Annotated in this window: 14 protein-coding genes; 11 read left to right on the forward strand and 3 right to left on the reverse strand. The window is 63.8% G+C overall.

The genetic code is table 11. The features are described from left to right. Window positions 1–159 precede the first annotated feature (159 nt). Together C8C89_RS08520 and C8C89_RS08525 are read right to left on the reverse strand one after the other, a co-directional pair. Window positions 160–3,288 carry an efflux RND transporter permease subunit gene (locus tag C8C89_RS08520; protein ID WP_133989361.1) on the reverse strand — a complete coding sequence of 1,043 codons (3,129 nt, stop codon included), beginning with the start codon at window positions 3,286–3,288 and terminating at the stop codon, window positions 160–162. A 3-nt stretch (window positions 3,289–3,291) separates the two neighbouring features. Further along, the gene (locus C8C89_RS08525) at window positions 3,292–4,524 is read right to left on the reverse strand and encodes an efflux RND transporter periplasmic adaptor subunit (protein ID WP_133989363.1); all 1,233 of its coding nucleotides are present in this window, start codon (window positions 4,522–4,524) and stop codon (window positions 3,292–3,294) included. Window positions 4,525–4,783: 259 nt separating this feature from the next. Between C8C89_RS08525 and C8C89_RS27500 the strand changes: the two genes are divergently transcribed. Together C8C89_RS27500 and C8C89_RS08530 are read left to right on the forward strand one after the other, a co-directional pair. Beyond that, window positions 4,784–4,918, forward strand: coding sequence for a hypothetical protein (locus tag C8C89_RS27500; RefSeq protein WP_279587383.1), 135 nt, complete (start codon window positions 4,784–4,786; stop codon window positions 4,916–4,918). 4 nt (window positions 4,919–4,922) lie between these two features. Further along, complete coding sequence (locus tag C8C89_RS08530; RefSeq protein WP_133989365.1) at window positions 4,923–5,153, forward strand: hypothetical protein; 231 nt, start codon at window positions 4,923–4,925, stop codon at window positions 5,151–5,153. 40 nt (window positions 5,154–5,193) lie between these two features. Here the strand turns inward: C8C89_RS08530 and C8C89_RS08535 are convergent, their stop codons facing one another. Then, window positions 5,194–6,180: an endonuclease/exonuclease/phosphatase family protein gene (locus C8C89_RS08535; RefSeq protein WP_133989367.1), complete on the reverse strand. Its 987-nt coding sequence runs from the start codon at window positions 6,178–6,180 to the stop codon at window positions 5,194–5,196. 37 nt (window positions 6,181–6,217) lie between these two features. Between C8C89_RS08535 and ybaK the strand changes: the two genes are divergently transcribed. The 9 genes from ybaK to C8C89_RS08580 all read left to right on the forward strand — a co-directional run bounded on the left by ybaK (window position 6,218) and on the right by C8C89_RS08580 (window position 15,389). Beyond that, a complete protein-coding gene (ybaK, locus tag C8C89_RS08540) occupies window positions 6,218–6,709 on the forward strand; it encodes a Cys-tRNA(Pro) deacylase (RefSeq protein WP_133989369.1) in 492 nt (163 codons plus the stop codon). A 97-nt stretch (window positions 6,710–6,806) separates the two neighbouring features. Next, entirely contained in the window at window positions 6,807–7,451 is a 645-nt protein-coding gene (plsY, locus tag C8C89_RS08545; protein WP_243857941.1) for a glycerol-3-phosphate 1-O-acyltransferase PlsY, read from the forward strand. A 90-nt stretch (window positions 7,452–7,541) separates the two neighbouring features. Continuing rightward, entirely contained in the window at window positions 7,542–8,207 is a 666-nt protein-coding gene (locus C8C89_RS08550; RefSeq protein ID WP_133989371.1) for a DsbA family oxidoreductase, read from the forward strand. A 70-nt stretch (window positions 8,208–8,277) separates the two neighbouring features. Then, window positions 8,278–8,568 (forward strand): DUF427 domain-containing protein, encoded by a 291-nt coding sequence (locus C8C89_RS08555; RefSeq protein WP_101482686.1) that lies wholly within the window; start codon window positions 8,278–8,280, stop codon window positions 8,566–8,568. 37 nt (window positions 8,569–8,605) lie between these two features. After that, window positions 8,606–9,568, forward strand: coding sequence for a DUF2157 domain-containing protein (locus C8C89_RS08560; protein ID WP_133989373.1), 963 nt, complete (start codon window positions 8,606–8,608; stop codon window positions 9,566–9,568). Then, the gene (locus C8C89_RS08565) at window positions 9,565–11,229 is read left to right on the forward strand and encodes a GDYXXLXY domain-containing protein (protein ID WP_133989375.1); all 1,665 of its coding nucleotides are present in this window, start codon (window positions 9,565–9,567) and stop codon (window positions 11,227–11,229) included. Before C8C89_RS08560 ends, C8C89_RS08565 begins: the two co-directional genes overlap by 4 nt. A gap of 54 nt (window positions 11,230–11,283) precedes the next feature. Beyond that, window positions 11,284–12,528: a metal-dependent hydrolase gene (locus tag C8C89_RS08570; protein ID WP_133989377.1), complete on the forward strand. Its 1,245-nt coding sequence runs from the start codon at window positions 11,284–11,286 to the stop codon at window positions 12,526–12,528. A 108-nt stretch (window positions 12,529–12,636) separates the two neighbouring features. Next, entirely contained in the window at window positions 12,637–14,388 is a 1,752-nt protein-coding gene (locus tag C8C89_RS08575) for a cation:proton antiporter (protein WP_101482682.1), read from the forward strand. Between the two features lie 92 nt (window positions 14,389–14,480). After that, the gene (locus C8C89_RS08580) at window positions 14,481–15,389 is read left to right on the forward strand and encodes an ion transporter (RefSeq protein ID WP_133989379.1); all 909 of its coding nucleotides are present in this window, start codon (window positions 14,481–14,483) and stop codon (window positions 15,387–15,389) included. Window positions 15,390–15,436 lie beyond the last annotated feature (47 nt).

The raw sequence follows: 15,436 nt of genomic DNA on the forward strand, positions 1-15,436 counted from the left end.
TCGACTACTGTCACTGGAACAAGCACCCACGAGTCACTCCATATCATTGATAACGGGGGACAGTCTAGCCAGTGGTGCCGCTTTGGTCAACTGAAGCTCTCTTCAGGAAGCCGCCGCGTCGTCCCCGCCAATGCGGGGACGGTGAAGGCGACCGGTCAATCAGTGGGCGTGTGCTTTGCCTTCGTCGGCGGCATCCGCGTGGGCATGCTCGCCGCCGCCGCTGCCGCCGAAAAAGCGCGCGGCGCGCTTGCCAAGGCTGTCGAGGTAGGTGTAGGCGACGGGCACCACCACCAGGGTCAACAGGGTCGAGGTGATGACGCCGCCGATGACGGCGCGGCCCATCGGCGCCTGCGATTCGCCGCCGTCGCCCATGCCGATGGCCATCGGCAGCATGCCGAAGACCATCGCCAGTGTCGTCATCAGGATGGGGCGCAAACGCACTTGCCCCGCTTCCATCAGCGCTTCGAACTGTCCCAGGCCTTCGCGCTGGCGCTGGTTGGTGAAGTCCACCAGCAAAATCGCATTCTTGGTGACCAGGCCCATCAGCATGATGAAGCCGATCACGGAGAAGATGTTCAGGGTGCTGCCCGTAATGAGAAGGGCCAGCAGCACGCCGATCAGGGACAGCGGAAGGGACACCATGATGGCGATCGGCTGCAAAAAGCTGCCGAATTGCGAGGCCAGTACCAGGTAGATAAAGATCACGGCGATACCCAGCGCCATCATCGCGCCGCCCATGGTTTCAGCCATCTGCTGCGCATTGCCGGCCACGTCGAAGCGCACGCCCGGCGGCAGGTCGATGGACTTGATGGCTTTCTGCACGTCGGCGTCGACGTCTCCGGCAGGGCGGCCCTGCACGCCCGCATAGATGGCCACCCTGCGCTGCAAGGCCTGGCGTTTCAGCACCTGCGGGCTGGACGACGGCACGAAATCGACCACCTGGCGCAGCGGAATCATGACGGGCTTGCCATTCGCATCGAGCTTGCTGGACGCCAGCGACAGGTCGGCCAGGTCGGCCACCTTTTGCCGGCCCGACTTGGGCAGCTGCACATTGACGTCGTAGTTTTGCCCGTCGGACGCCAGCCAGTGGCTGACCGTGTCGCCCGCCACGAACGGACGCAGGGCATTGCCGATCTGCTGCACCGACAAGCCCAGGTCGCTGGCCAGCTCGTTGTTGATCTTCACCGTGGTCGACGGGTTGGCGCCTTCCTGGCTGTATTCCATGTCGGCCAGGCCCTTGATGGTGCGCATCTTGTCCATCAGGCGGTGCGCCACTGCATCGAGCTTGCCTTCGTCGGTGCCCAGGATGGCGATGAAGATGGGGCGGTTGCCGACCGACAGGGTGATGCCGGCAATCGGCGCCAGGCGTTCGCGGATCAGCTTTTCCAGTTCCTGCTGCGAGCGGCGCTTGTGCGTCTTGATGTCCGTCAGCTTCAGGTTCACTTCGGCTGCGTTGCGTCCATCGGGCGTGCCGATATTGGCCACCAGGCTGTCGATTTCGGGGAATTCCTTCAAGGCTGCTTCCACCTGGCGCACTTTGGAATCCGTGTAGTCAAGGCTGGAGCCGACGGGCGTCTTGAAGCGCAGATTGACCCAGCCCTGATCCGTTTCCGGGAACATCTCGCCGCCGATCATCGGCACGAGCATCAGGCTGCCCACGAACAGGGCCACGGCGGTGGCCAGCGTCGTCTTGCGCCAGCGCAGGGCCACTTTCAACACCTTGCCGTACCAGACGTGCAGGCGGTCGATGCCCGTCTCTAACCAGGCCATGAAGCGGCCCAGCCACGGCGCATACTTGAAGCGGTCCTTGACGGGATCGCGCCAGACGGATGACAGCATGGGGTCGAGCGTGAAGCTGACGAACAGGGAGACGAGAACGGCGACGGCGACGGTGATGCCGAACTGCAGGAAGAAGCGGCCGATGATGCCGTCCATGAAGGCGACCGGCACGAACACGGCGACGATGGCGAACGTGGTGGCCATCACGGCCAGGCCGATTTCATTGGTGCCGTCGTTGGCCGCCTTGTAGTGATTTTTCCCCATGCCCAGGTGACGCACGATGTTTTCGCGCACCACGATGGCGTCATCGATCAAGAGGCCGATGCACAAGGACAGCGCCATCAGGGTCAGGAAATTCAGCGTGAAACCAAACGCCTTCATGGCGATGAAGCTGGCCAGCACGGAGATCGGCAGGGTCAGGCCCGTGATGATGGTCGAACGCCACGAGTGCAGGAACAGGAAGACGATCACCATGGTCAGCACGGCGCCTTCGATGATGGTGCGCTTGACGTTATTGAGCTGGCTTTGCACGCGCTCCGATTCGTCGTCCAGCACGCGCAGCTTGATATCGGGCGGCAGGGTCTTTTGCAGGTCGGCAGCCACTTTCAGGATGCCTGTGCCCACTTCGACCACGTTGGCGTCCTGCACCTTGGTGATTTCCATGGTCACGGCTTGCTGGCCGTTCATGCGCGAGATTGACAGCTCTTCCTGCTCGCCGTCGACGACGGTGGCCACCTGGTCGAGGTAGACGGGGCCGACGGCGCGGCGCGCGACGATGATCTTGCCGAATTCGCGCGCATCCTTGATCTTGCCTTCCACGCGCACCAGTTGTTCGGCCGCGCCATGGCTGATGGAGCCGGCAGGCAGGTTGGTATTCGTCGCCTGGATGGCGCGGATGACTTCATCGACGCCGATGCCCTGGGCATTGAGTTCGATGGGCTTCATGCTGATGAGGATCTGGCGCGCGCGAAGGCCGCGCAGCTTGACCTGCCCCACGCCAGCCACGCCCTGGAAGCGCTTGCTGATGATCTGCTCCGTCATGGTCGACAGCGAGCGCAGGTCATGCCCGGTCGAGGTCAGTACGATGGTGGCGATGGGGCGCTCGTTGTCGCCTTCGGCGCGCGCGATGAACGGGTCCTTGGCTTCCTTCGGGAAGCGCGGCCGCACCAGGGCCACCTTGTCGCGCAAGTCCTGCATGGCCTTGTCCATGTTGGTCGACAGCTCGAATTCCAGGTAGACGCCGGCGCGTCCTTCCCACGAGTTGGCGCGGATGGTCTTGATGCCGCTGACGGTGTTGACTGCGTCCTCGATAGGGCGCGTGATGTCGTTTTCCACCGCTTCGGGGGAGGCACCCGGGTAGTTCACTTCAATGGCGGCGAACGGGAACTGCACGCTGGGCATGCTTTCCACGCCCAGGCCCCGGTAGGAGAAGATGCCCAGCACCACCAGCGCCACCATGACCATGGTGGCGAAGACGGGGTTTTGAATACTGACTTTGGTCATCCACATGGCTTAATCCTTCCGTGCCAGCACGGCTGCCGGCGCGGCGGGCGCACTGGCTGGCGCGGCGAAGGTCACGCTGTGGCCCGGCTTGACGCCATCGAGTTTGGCGATGATAACTTTCGCGCCCGGCACCAGGCCGGACGTCACTTCCGCATAGCCTTCATCCTCGTTGCGCAGTCCCAGCGTGACGGGCTGGGCGACCACCTTGTTGTTCACCAGCACATACACCACGTGGCCCTGCTTTTCATTGCGCACGGCCGTCAGGGGCACCAGCGGCGCCACGATTGATCGTTCGGTAACGATGCTGCCCTTGGCGAACATGCCGCCGCGCAGCGCGCCATCGCCATTGTCGACGGCGATGTAGACCAGCATGGCGCGCGAGCCGCTCTCGGTGGTGGGGTTGATGCGCGTGACCTTGCCGGCAAAGTCGCGCGCGCCGAAGCCGTCGACCTTGAAGTGCACGTCCTGGCCCAGTTTGATGCGGGGGATTTCCGCGCTGGGCACGGGCGCTTCCAGGGTCAGCTGCGCCAGGTTGACGATGGTGTAGACGGGCATGTCGGGCGAGACTTTTTCGCCGGCCTGCAGGTGGCGCTTGCTGACGATGCCGGCCATCGGTGCGCGGATCACCGTGTCGGCCAGCGCGATGCGGGCGATGTCGACCATGGCGGCGGCGGCCTTGACGTTGGCGCGCGCCAGGTCGACCGAGTTTTGCGTGGTGTCGTAAGCCGTCTGCGAAATGTATTTTTGCTTCAGCAACGCCTGGCTGTTCGCTTCATTCTTGGCTGCCATGGACAGGCGCGCCTGCGCTTCGTCCAGCATGGCTTGCTGCTGCGTCAGGCGGGCGCGCAGGTCGGCCGCATCCAGGCGCACGAGGATTTGCCCATTGGCCACGGGCTGGCCTTCCTGCAAGGTCGTTTCCTCGATGACGCCGGAAACCTTGGCCTTGATGGTGGCCTGGGTCACGGGCGCCAGCGAACCGGACAGAGGCAGGCTGATGGCCAGCGCGCGCGCATCGATGGCGGCTATGTCGCCCTGCGCCAGTTCATGCACGGGCGTCTTGGCCTGTTCCTTCTTTTTGCTCGCTTGCAATTCGGCAGCCTTGGCGGCCTGCTGCTTCGACTGCATCACCGTCCAGCCGCCGCCCGCCAGACCCAGTACGACGAGGATCAGCACGGGGGCGCGCCAGCGCCGGCGGCGCGTGGCGGCAAGGGGAGAGGCGGGGGGCAGGGTCTCGTTTTTCATAGATTTTTTTTCAGGAGCGGCGCAGGGGCTCGGCGCCAGGTCTCGGTACGGACCCGGCCTGTCGCTGGCCGGGGGGAATTCGGGTAGCGCATCACCGTGGCGGCCGCAGGCAGCACGCCTGCCGCTGCGGCCGTTCACGGCGATGCGCATGTTGCCACTTTAGGAAGAATCAGCTCCGGCCGCCATCGCCGTGCGACAGATTGCACAAAATCGGGGCTGGAATGCAAAAAACGGCGACCAAAGACCACTGCCGGCATGGATGCCGGGCTATCCGGCCAGGCTGTCGCTGACGGCCATCCGCGACAGCCAGGGGCAATTGAGCAATGACCTGGCCATGCTCAACGATATCAGCGAGCGCAAGAAAAACGGGGAGCACGCGCGCCACCTGGCCTAGCACGATGTCCTCACCGACTTGCCGAACCGGCTGCTGCAGCAAGCCTGCCGGCGCGCGCGCCTGGCACGATGCGGGCCATGCCTGGCGCGTGGCCGTGAATCTGTCGACGGCGCAATGCCTGCACAATAATTTATTGCTCAGCGTACAAAATGCGCTCGCCGTGTCGGGTCTGCCAGCCGGCTGTTTGGAACGGGAAGTGACGCGGTGGGTGCCAGGCTGGCCATCGACGACTTAACGGCGCAGCAGCTGGCGCCGTTGTTACATTAGTGCCTGCATCAATGAATGTTTCCCAGCAGCTTGACGCGCATCAAGACCTGGCCATGGTCGGACGCGTACGGCAGGCCCAGCAGCAAATGGTCGTTCAGGCAGCTTACTTCCTGCACCACGCCGATGGCGCGCGGCGAATTGGCGTGGAAATGTTCGGACACGAGAATGTGGTCGATCGTCATATAGGCGCTGTCGTGGATATTCGTGTAGCCCACGTGGCGCAAGGCGTCCTGGCGCAGCTGGATGGCGTTGGCGTCGTACAGGCGCGCGCGCATTTCAGGCATGTCACCATGCGATTCGCAGGGTGCACCGGCACCCATGACGATGGCCGTGGTGACGGCATTGGCGATGTCGTTGAAGTCGCCCAGTACGATGCGGGGACGGCCGCTGTGGCCCAGTTCGCTTGCCAGCACGCGCAGGGCCACGGCTTCCGCGCCGCGCCGCTGCAGCGAGCGCAGGTTGGCCAGCGCGTAGGCGGCTGCATCGTTGCTGTCGCCATGGCGGTAGTCGGGCCGGCGCGATTTCAAGTGCACGACCACCACATCGGTGAGTTGTCCTCCAGGCAAGAGCACCTGCACGTGCAGTGGCGCGCGGGCGAAGCGGCAGGCGTTGTCGTCGGTGGCATAGGAGTCGGCGGGCAGGCTGATACCGGCGGGAAAGTTCGCATGGGCCACACCTGCGCCGGCCAGCGGCAGTCGCGACACCAGTGCCACCGTGGGCAGCATGCGTCCTGCCGTATCGACCGCATCGTAGCCGGCCAGCGTGGCGTCGCGGTAGTGGCGCGTGCGCGACAGCACGTCGCGCAGGGCCGCCTGCGAGAAAATTTCCTGGAAACCGATTACGTCGGCGTCGAGCAGGTCGATCTGCCGCGCCGTCCACTCCGCCTTGGCCTCGTATTGCGCCGGGCTTAACGGTTCCAGGTTGTCATACAATTTCGCCCCGGCCGGGGCCAGGTTGCAGACATTGAATGTGGCAAAGCGGATTTCTTGCTGCATAATTAGTACTCCTCACTGAACGATCAGCGTATCACGCATGGCTAAAAAAGAGCATATTTCCGAAACGCAGGCGACGCAGCTGCTGCGCAAGCATCAAGTTTCCTTTGAAGAACACCCGTATCCCTACGAGGAGCACGGCGGCACCAGCGTCTCGGCGCGCGAACTGGGCGTGCCGGAACACGCGGTGATCAAAACCCTGGTGATGCAGGACGAGGCGGCGCGGCCGATGATCGTGCTCATGCATGGCGATTGCAAGGTATCGACCAAGAAACTGGCGCGCGCCATCGGCTGCAAGTCCGTCGAGCCGTGCAAACCCGAGGTGGCGCAGCGCCATTCCGGCTACATGATAGGCGGCACGTCGCCGTTCGGCACCCGGAAGGCCATGCCCGTGTATGTGGAGCAATCCATCCTGGCGCTCGAGCGTATCTATATCAATGGCGGGCGGCGCGGTTTTCTCGTCGCGCTGGCGCCGCAGGTACTGCTTGATTTGTTGCAAGCCAAGCCGGTGCAGTGCGCGCTGCAGGATTAAGGAAATCGCCCAAAGCCTGTTGCTGGGCATAGAGCATGGTGTATATTCTGCTGCGCCAGCCTCGATGCTGGTGTAATAAACATAATAAAGGGAAGAAATGAATCCAGTAATCACAACCGTGGCAATGACAGTGGCCGCTTACTTGCTCGGCTCGATATCGTTTGCCGTGGTGATGAGCAAGGTCTACGGCATTGCCGATCCGCGCACTTATGGCTCGAAAAATCCGGGCGCCACCAACGTGCTGCGCAGCGGCAACAAGGGCGCCGCCATCATGACCCTGCTGGGCGATGGCGCCAAGGGCTGGCTGGCCGTGTTCCTGGCCGACCATTTTGCCAGCGCGCTGGGCGTGGGTGACACGGCCGTGGCCCTGGTGGCCATCGCCGTCTTCCTCGGCCATTTGTGGCCCGTGTTCTTCCGCTTCGTCGGCGGCAAGGGCGTGGCCACGGCCCTCGGTGTGTTGCTCGGTATCAATCCATGGCTGGGCCTGGCGACTCTGGCGACCTGGCTGATCATCGCCTACGCCTTCCGTTATTCGTCGCTGGCAGCTCTGGTGGCAGCCCTGTTCGCGCCGTTTTACTATGGCTTGCTGTTCGGGGTCGATCCCATCTTGCTGGCCGTGATCGTCATGAGCGTGCTGCTGGCTTACCGCCACAGCCAGAACATCGCGAACTTGCTCTCTGGCAAAGAAAGCAAGATCGGCGGCAAGAAGGATGCGGCCAAGGCGTCCGCCATGAAGAAGTAAGCGCTTGATTTCCCGCGGCCCGCACGCATATGCTGTGCTTGCGGCGCCGCGCGGTGCGGCCGCCACCGACTCGCGCAAAGGCTGCCCACCATGAGTTCCACTCCCGCCACACCCACTCCCATCCGTATCGACTTCGTTTCCGACGTTTCCTGCCCCTGGTGCGTGATCGGCTTGAAGTCGCTGGAGCAAGCCTTGGACAAGCTGCACGATACCGTCCAGGCCGACATCCACTTCCAGCCCTTCGAGTTGAACGCCAACATGCCGGCCGAAGGCGAGGATATCGGCGAACACATCGCACGCAAATACGGCTCCACCCCGGAACAGATGGCGCAGTCGCGCGAAGCGATCCGCGCGCGCGGCGAGCAACTGGGCTTTACCTTTGCCATGGACAAGCGCGGCCGCATCTATAACACTTTCGATGCGCACCGCTTGCTGCATTGGGCCGCGCTGGAAGGGCGCCAGAAGGCATTCAAAATGGCGCTGTTCGATGCGTATTTTACGCAGGGCCAGAACCCGTCTTCGCACGAGGTGCTGCTGAAAGTGGCGGGCGAGGTGGGCTTGGATACGGTGAAAGCGGCCGAGGTGCTGGCCTCAAGCGCCTACGTGGACGAGGTGCGCGCACAGGAGCAGTTCTACCAGCAGAACGGCATCAACTCGGTGCCCGCCGTCATCATCAACGAGCGCCACCTGATTTCCGGCGGCCAGCCGCCCGAAGTGTTTGAGCAAGCCTTGCGCCAGATCATCGCTGGCGCTTGAGCGGGGCGCCAACGGCGCGCGCCATGGCGGACTTTTTGCGCTACACTCGGCGCAAAGGGAGGATAGTCAAATGCCAACAGCCAGCTGGAATGGCGCCGTCATCGCGCAAGCCACCGATGCGCAGGTGCAAGTCGTTGAAAACAATGTGTATTTTCCTTTGGCGGCGGTGACGCAGGAGTACCTTCGTCCCAGCAGCCACACGACCACCTGCCCATGGAAGGGCACGGCCAGCTATTACGACCTCGTTGTCGATGGCCAGACAAATGCCAACGCGGCCTGGTACTACCCCCAGCCCAAGGACGCCGCCAGGCAAATTGCCGGCTACGTCGCCTTCTGGCGCGGCGTGAGCGTCGAGCGCTGACCTGACGCCCCCTATTTCCTGACAAAGAAAGCAGACGATGGATTTACGCCTCGCCGTGTACCAACTCGCCTCGGACAACGCGCTCGACGCCCAGCAAACCCGGCAATTGCAGGAAGTGGCCGGCTTCCAGCGCGAGCCTGCGCGCCTGGCCTACTGGCTGCCGCGCGGCGTGGCCGTGCTGGGCGCCGCGCTGCTGGGCATGGGCCTGATCTGCTGGGTCGCCGCCAACTGGGAAGACCTGGGCCGCATGGGCCGCTTTGCCCTGCTGCAAGGCGTGTTTGCCGCCACCTGCGCGGGCGCGTTTGCCATGCCCAAGGCGCGCGTGCCCTTGCTGCTGCTGGCCTTGCTGGCCATTGGCGGCCTGTTCGCGTATTTCGGCCAGACGTACCAGACGGGCGCCGATCCGTGGCAGCTGTTCGCCCTGTGGGCCGCGCTGGCCTTGCCCCTGTGCCTGGTGGCGCGCAGCGACGTGCTGTGGACGCCGTGGATGCTGGTGCTGGCCACGGCTGCAGCCCTGTGGATGCAGGCGCACGCGCACCACAGCTGGCGCATCGATTCAAGCGATCTGTCCATTTTCGTCAGCGGCTGGCTGGCCGTGCTGCTTGCCTGTGCTTTTGTCTCGCCCCTGCTGGCGCGCTGGACGGGCGCGGGCAGCTGGGCCTTGCGCCTGGGCCTGGTACTCGCCACCATCCTTATCACGGGCACGGCCGTCAGCGCCCTGTTCGGCAGCCATGTCGAATCGCCGTACTGGGCCGGGCTGGGCTTGCTGGCCGTCGCCGGCGTCTTGCTGGCCACGCGCCGCTACTTTGACGTGTTCGGCCTGAGTGCCGTCGCGCTGGGCGTCAACACCTTGCTGGTGGGCGGCCTGGCGCGCGTGCTGCTCAATGGGGGGAATGGCGATGGTGTCGGCAGGCTGGTGATGCTGGGCTTGTTTGCGGCCGTGCTGCTGGCGCTGACCGTGCAAGGAATACTGTGGCGCACGCGCCAGGAGGCGGCATGAGCAATTTGAACAGTCAGCGGGCCGATGCGCTCGCCACCCTGATCGATGACGCCACGCGCGCTGGTGTGCTGCCGCCCGGCACTAGCCGGCCGGTGCAGGATGCAAGGCCGTGGCCGCTGGTGCTGATGACGGCCTTCGGCGCCTGGCTGGCCGCCATTCCCCTGATGATTGCGCTGGGCGTGGGCCTGGAAAGCGTGGTGCGCCACGGTCCCGGCGCGTATGTCGTGGCCGCCATCGTGCTGGTGGCGTCCGTGCTGCTGATCCGCATGCGCGGCGTGGCCTTGTTTGTCGAACAGCTGGCCGTGCCCTGCCTGCTGGTGGGCGGCGGCTTGCTGGGCTACGCCCTGTTCCGCGACTATGCCACGCAGATTGCCTCGCTATTGATGTGCCTGGCATGCCTGGTGGTGGCGGCATCCCTGCCGCGCGACTGGCTGCGCGTACTGCTGGGACTGGTCGCTTGCGGCTTGCTGGCGCTGGGCATCGTCGATAGTGGGCGCGACTGGATTTTCGAGAACGACCCCACGCAACTGTATCTGGCCTGGATGCTGGCACTGGCATGCTGGCTGGGCGCGCACTGGCTGCAGAAGCAGGCTTTCAACGATGGCCGCGGCGCGCCCATCGCCGCCTTCCTGGAATCGCTGTCGACGGGGTGGGTATTGGCCATCTTGCTGGGCCTGGCCTTCTGGTCCGGCATGACCTTCATGCTGGGCGGTGCCTTGGGCGGCGGTGGCATTGCCGGCGACGTGGCGCGTGAAGTGACGCGGCACCAGGGCGCTGCCTGGTATGCGCAGGCCTTGAACGGGGTCTCGTTCGTGCTGGCCACGGCGGCCGCCGTCTGGACAGGCTGGCGCTGGCCGGCGTTGCGCCAGTTGCCCGCCATTGGTGTGGCGCTGGTGCTGATCGTGCTGGCGTGGTTCATGCCGGCGCTGGGCCCCGTGCTGCTGATCCTCGCGTATTGCCTGACGAGCGGGCGCTCGCGCGTGGCCGTGGCGGCCGGGCTGGCGGCGGCGTGGATACTTGGCAGCTTTTATTACCAGCTGGCCTGGCCACTGGCCAGCAAGGCGGCGCTGCTGGCCATGGCGGGCGCGCTGTTGTGCGCGCTGTCGTGGCTGGCCACGCGCGGCAAGGTATTGCATCTGGTGGAAAGCAAGCAGGCGGCCGCGCTGACCGAAACCCGCGCCGTGCGCCTGGGCGTGCTGGCGGGCTTGCTGCTGGTGCTGTTGGTGGCAAATATCGGCATCTGGCAGAAAGAGCAGCTGATCGCCAAGGGGGAAGCGATCTTCGTGGCGCTGGAACCCGTCGATCCCCGTTCGCTGATGCAGGGCGACTACATGCGGCTCAATTTCGTCAACCTCGGCGTCCTCAGCACCCTGGCCAGCGTGGACAGGGCGCCAGGGCGGCCCCTCGTGGTGGCCAGGCGCGATGCACGCGGCGTGGCAGAACTGCTGCGCCCGTACACCAAGGAGGCGCTGGCGCCCGGCGAATTCCTGCTCGAGCTGACGCCCAAGGATGGGAACTGGGTGCTGGTCAGCGATGCCTGGTTCTTCAAGGAAGGCGAGGCGGCGCGCTGGGAAAAGGCCCGCTATGGCGAGTTCCGCGTCCTGCCCGATGGCCGCGCCTTGCTGGTGGGCATGCGCGGCCCGGAACTGGAGACGCTGTAGCGCAAGTAGTAGTCCAAGAGCGCGTCGGGTCGGCCCATCCTGTAAAATTGCCCGATGGATAATATTACGCATTCGTTCATCGGCCTCGGGGTCGGCGAACTGGTACACCGCAGCCTGCCGCCCGAGGCGCAAGCCCCCGCCCAGCGCACCCGGCGCGCGCTGTTTCTGTTTACGGCCTGGTTTGCCAGCAACGCGCCCGACCTGGACCTGGTCCTGACCAGGCTGTTGCCGCGTCCTTTCGGCTACATGCTGCACCACCGTGGCCACACGCATACCTTGCTGCTGGCCTTGCCGCAGGCGCTGCTGTTGCTGGCGCTGCTATGGCTGCTGTGGCCCGGCGCGCGCCGCCTGCTGAAAAGCAGCGTGCCCGCCCGCGTGGGCCTGGCAGCCTGTCTGCTGCTGGGATTCTGCCTGCACATGGGCATGGATTTCCTTAATTCCTATGGCTTGCACCCGTTTTACCCGTTCGACAGCCGCTGGCTGTATGGCGACATGGTCTTCATTGTCGAGCCCATGTTCTGGGTGCTGCTGGGCGTGCCCGTGATCATGTCCTTGCGCTACGGCATCGTCAAAAGCGTGCTGCTGGCGGCCTTGGCGGCGGCCCTGTGTTTCTTTACCTATAAAACCTATCTGGCACCCGCCTCGCTGGCCGTGCTGCTGGGGCTGGGCGTGATGCTGGCCATACTGCAAGGGCGGGCCGGCGAGCGGGGGCGGGGAGCGCTGCTGCTGGCCTTCGCACTGGCCGCCACCTTCATTGGCATGCAGGGCGTGGCCTCGGCCCTCGGCCGTACGCGCATCGAGGCGGCCGTGCAGCGCCTGGACCCCGGCACGCGCGTGTGGGATGTGGCCATGACGGCATTCCCCAGCAATCCCCTGTGCTGGATCTATGTCTCGCTCGACAGCAAGACAGATGTGTACACCTTGCGGCGCGGCACGTTGAGCCTGTTGCCCGAATCGCTGGCGCCCGCCGCGTGCCCGGCCGGGCTGGCCGAAACCGGCAAGCGGGGCCAGCAACTGGCGCCCGGCATCGCCGTGTCGGCCCAGGCGGCGGGCAGCCTGGCGACCTTGCGCGCCTTGCAGGAAGATAATTGCTATGTCGACGCCTGGTTCCGCTTTGCCCGCATGCCCAGCTTGAATGCGGACAAGCTGACGGACGTGCGCTTCAACCCCGGCATGCTGCCCAATTTTACGACCGTGGAGCTGCAGCAGTTCCGTGGCCGGCCTTGTCCCGCCTACGTGCCGGGCTGGGACCGCCCCCGTGCCGACATGCTGGCGCCACCCGCGCAGGAGCATGAATAGCGTAGATGTTGCCCTGTGGCAAAAAATATCGTGTGTGCACTTACTTCGCCGTGGCCGTGCATGCGACAATTGTTAATTCAGCATGGATGTCATTAAGTTAGGACTATTTTGGAAGAGCAACACGCCTTACCGTATTTGCGAGAAACCCTGCTGTTTCTCGCCTTGGCCGGGATTTTTATTCCGCTATTGCAACGCCTGAAGGTCAACCAGGTGCTCGGCTTCCTGGCCGTCGGCGCCCTGTTCGGCCCGTTCGGCTTCGGCCTGTGGGCTGGTGAATTCACGTGGCTGACGTATTTTTCGTTCGTGCGTGCCGAGCAGGTCAGCGGCCTGGCTGAGCTGGGCGTGATGTTTTTGATGTTCATGATCGGCCTGGAACTGTCGACCGAACGCCTGTGGGCGCTGCGGCGCTGGGTGTTTGGCGCGGGCGTGGGGCAGGTGGCTGTCAGCGCTTGCCTGATCGGCGTCGTCGCGTATTACTTCGGCCTGTCGCTGGAAGCGTCCATCGTGCTGGGCCTGGTGCTGTCGCTGTCATCTACGGCCGTCGTGATGCAGTTGCTGACCGACCAGCGCTCCCTGCAGACCCCAAGCGGCCAGGCGGGCTTTTCCATCCTGATGTTCCAGGATTTGATGGTGGTGCCGCTGTTCATCCTGATCGACGTGTTTGCCAGCGGGCGCAGCGACGACCTGGCGTATCTGCTCAGCTTTGCAGCCGTGAAATCGGCGGGCGCCATCCTGCTGATCTATCTGCTGGGGCGCCGCGTGATCCGTCCGCTGTTCCAGTTTTTCGTCAAAAAACGCCAGCCTGACGTGTTCATGGCCCTGACCTTGCTCAGCACCCTGGGTATCGCGGGATTGACGTATCTGGCAGGCCTGTCGATGGCGCTGGGCGCCTTGCTGGCGGGCTTGCTGCTGGCGGAAACGGAATTTCGCCACGAAGTGGAAGTGACGATCGAGCCTTTTAAAGGTTTGCTGATGGGCCTATTCTTCATGTCGGTGGGCATGCAGATCGACGTGCGCGAAATCCTCAAGTCGCCGATCTTGATTCCGCTGGCCGTGCTGAGCCTGTTTGCGGTGAAAACCCTGGTCATCAGCGTGATTTTCCGCATCGGCGGTTTTCACTGGGGGCGCGCCGTGGAAACGGGCGTGCTGCTGGGGCAGGGCGGCGAATTTGCCTTCATCGTCGTCGCGTATGCGCTGGGCACGAAGTTGATCGGCCCGCAGGTGGCGCAGTTCGTCATGCTGGTGGTGGGCCTGAGCCTGTTTGCCACGCCGGCGCTGGCCAAGGCGGCGCGCGCTTTCGGCAACTGGTGGGAAAAGCGCCACCACCATCAGCTGGCCGACCTTGCGCACGGCGCGCTGCCGCCGCAGGGCAGCACCGTCATCATCGCCGGTTTCGGCCGGGTGGGGCAGTTGCTGGCCAAGGTGCTGACGGAGCAGGATATCGCCTATGTGGCGATAGAAAATGATGCGCGCCTGGTGACGACCCTGCATCCGCGCGGTTTCCCCGTGTATTTCGGCGACGCGTCGCGCGCGGAATTGTTGCAAAAAGTCAATGCCGACCGGGCTGCCGCCGTGGTACTGACCATGGACCATGCAGCGTCCGTGTTGCATGCCGTGAAATCGATCCGCCGCGAATATCCACAGCTGCCCGTGTATGCGCGTGCGCGCGACGAGGCGCATGCGGTGGCCCTGATGCAGGCGGGCGCCACCCTGGTCGTGCCCGAAGCCCTGGAATCGGCTCTGCAGCTGACGGCCACCGTGCTGCACACGGTTGGCCTTTCGGAAGCGCGCACGACGGACATCGTGCAAGCGGAGCGCGACCGGCGTAATGCCGTGCTGCTGGCGAAGAAGCTGTCGTAGTGCTGTCGTAGTGAAACCTGTAGCGCAAACGTGCGTGTCGCCGTGCTTTGTCAATTATCTATACAATAATAGTATATGAGCACACTACCCACATGAAAGCCGCGACGAAGAGCGGGGCGGCACCCTTGACGCCGCAGCAGATTGCGGCGCAGGAAACGCAGCAAAAATTTGGCAAGCCCGAACGGGGCTGGCGCGAGCAGGTGTACACCGTCATTTTCGAGGCGGAAACGCGCACGGGCCGCGCCTTCGACCTGCTGCTGATCGCCGCTATCCTGATCAGTGTGACGGTGGTCGTGCTCAGCAGTGTCGCCTCCGTGGCGGAGCGCTATGGCACCTGGCTGACGGCGCTGGAATGGTTTTTCACCATTTTATTTACCATCGAATACCTTGCCCGCCTGTCGTGCCTGCGGCATCCGGTGCGCTATGCCAAGAGTTTTTTTGGCATTATCGACTTGCTGGCCATCGTGCCGACTTACATCGGCTTGCTGCTGCCAGGTGCGCACGTGCTGATCGACGTGCGTATTTTGCGCCTGCTGCGGATGTTTCGTATCCTCAAGCTCACGTCCTATGTGCATGAATACACGGTGCTGGGGCGGGCCTTGCTGGCCAGCCGCCGCAAGATCCTCATTTTCTTGTCTTTTGTCATGATGGTGGTCTTTCTGTTGGGTACTGTGATGTATGTCGTGGAAGGGCCGGATAACGGTTACAGCAGTATTCCCACCTCGATATACTGGGCCATCAGCACCATGACCACGGTGGGTTTCGGCGATATCACGCCGCGCACCGACATCGGGCGCACCATCGCTTCTCTGATGATGCTGCTCGGCTGGGGCATCCTGGCAGTGCCTACCGGCATTATCAGTGCCGAAATGACGGTACAGCGCAGTTCCAAGCTGGTTACCACGCGTACCTGCCCCACGTGCCTGAAAGAAGGGCTCGATGATGATGCCAATTTCTGCAAGAACTGCGGTGTTGCATTGCCGCCGCTGGCACGCGATTAGCGCATAGACCATACATAGACCGTATTTACTTTATTTTGTTAAGGCCA

The organism is Janthinobacterium sp. 75, assembly GCF_004365495.1.
In the GTDB taxonomy this organism is placed as follows: Bacteria; Pseudomonadota; Gammaproteobacteria; order Burkholderiales; family Burkholderiaceae_D; genus Janthinobacterium.

What these genes read in the sequence shown, in the direction of transcription:
- C8C89_RS08560 (WP_133989373.1), top strand. Translation starts at nt 8,606, where the DNA reads ATGGATTTACGCCTCGCCGTGTACCAACTCGCCTCGGACAACGCGCTC.
- C8C89_RS27500 (WP_279587383.1), top strand. Translation starts at nt 4,784, where the DNA reads ATGCCGGGCTATCCGGCCAGGCTGTCGCTGACGGCCATCCGCGACAGC.
- C8C89_RS08525 (WP_133989363.1), bottom strand. Translation starts at nt 4,524, where the DNA reads ATGAAAAACGAGACCCTGCCCCCCGCCTCTCCCCTTGCCGCCACGCGC.
- C8C89_RS08550 (WP_133989371.1), top strand. Translation starts at nt 7,542, where the DNA reads ATGAGTTCCACTCCCGCCACACCCACTCCCATCCGTATCGACTTCGTT.
- C8C89_RS08535 (WP_133989367.1), bottom strand. Translation starts at nt 6,180, where the DNA reads ATGCAGCAAGAAATCCGCTTTGCCACATTCAATGTCTGCAACCTGGCC.
- C8C89_RS08570 (WP_133989377.1), top strand. Translation starts at nt 11,284, where the DNA reads ATGGATAATATTACGCATTCGTTCATCGGCCTCGGGGTCGGCGAACTG.
- ybaK (WP_133989369.1), top strand. Translation starts at nt 6,218, where the DNA reads ATGGCTAAAAAAGAGCATATTTCCGAAACGCAGGCGACGCAGCTGCTG.
- C8C89_RS08565 (WP_133989375.1), top strand. Translation starts at nt 9,565, where the DNA reads ATGAGCAATTTGAACAGTCAGCGGGCCGATGCGCTCGCCACCCTGATC.
- C8C89_RS08555 (WP_101482686.1), top strand. Translation starts at nt 8,278, where the DNA reads ATGCCAACAGCCAGCTGGAATGGCGCCGTCATCGCGCAAGCCACCGAT.
- plsY (WP_243857941.1), top strand. Translation starts at nt 6,807, where the DNA reads ATGAATCCAGTAATCACAACCGTGGCAATGACAGTGGCCGCTTACTTG.
- C8C89_RS08520 (WP_133989361.1), bottom strand. Translation starts at nt 3,288, where the DNA reads ATGTGGATGACCAAAGTCAGTATTCAAAACCCCGTCTTCGCCACCATG.
- C8C89_RS08580 (WP_133989379.1), top strand. Translation starts at nt 14,481, where the DNA reads ATGAAAGCCGCGACGAAGAGCGGGGCGGCACCCTTGACGCCGCAGCAG.
- C8C89_RS08530 (WP_133989365.1), top strand. Translation starts at nt 4,923, where the DNA reads ATGTCCTCACCGACTTGCCGAACCGGCTGCTGCAGCAAGCCTGCCGGC.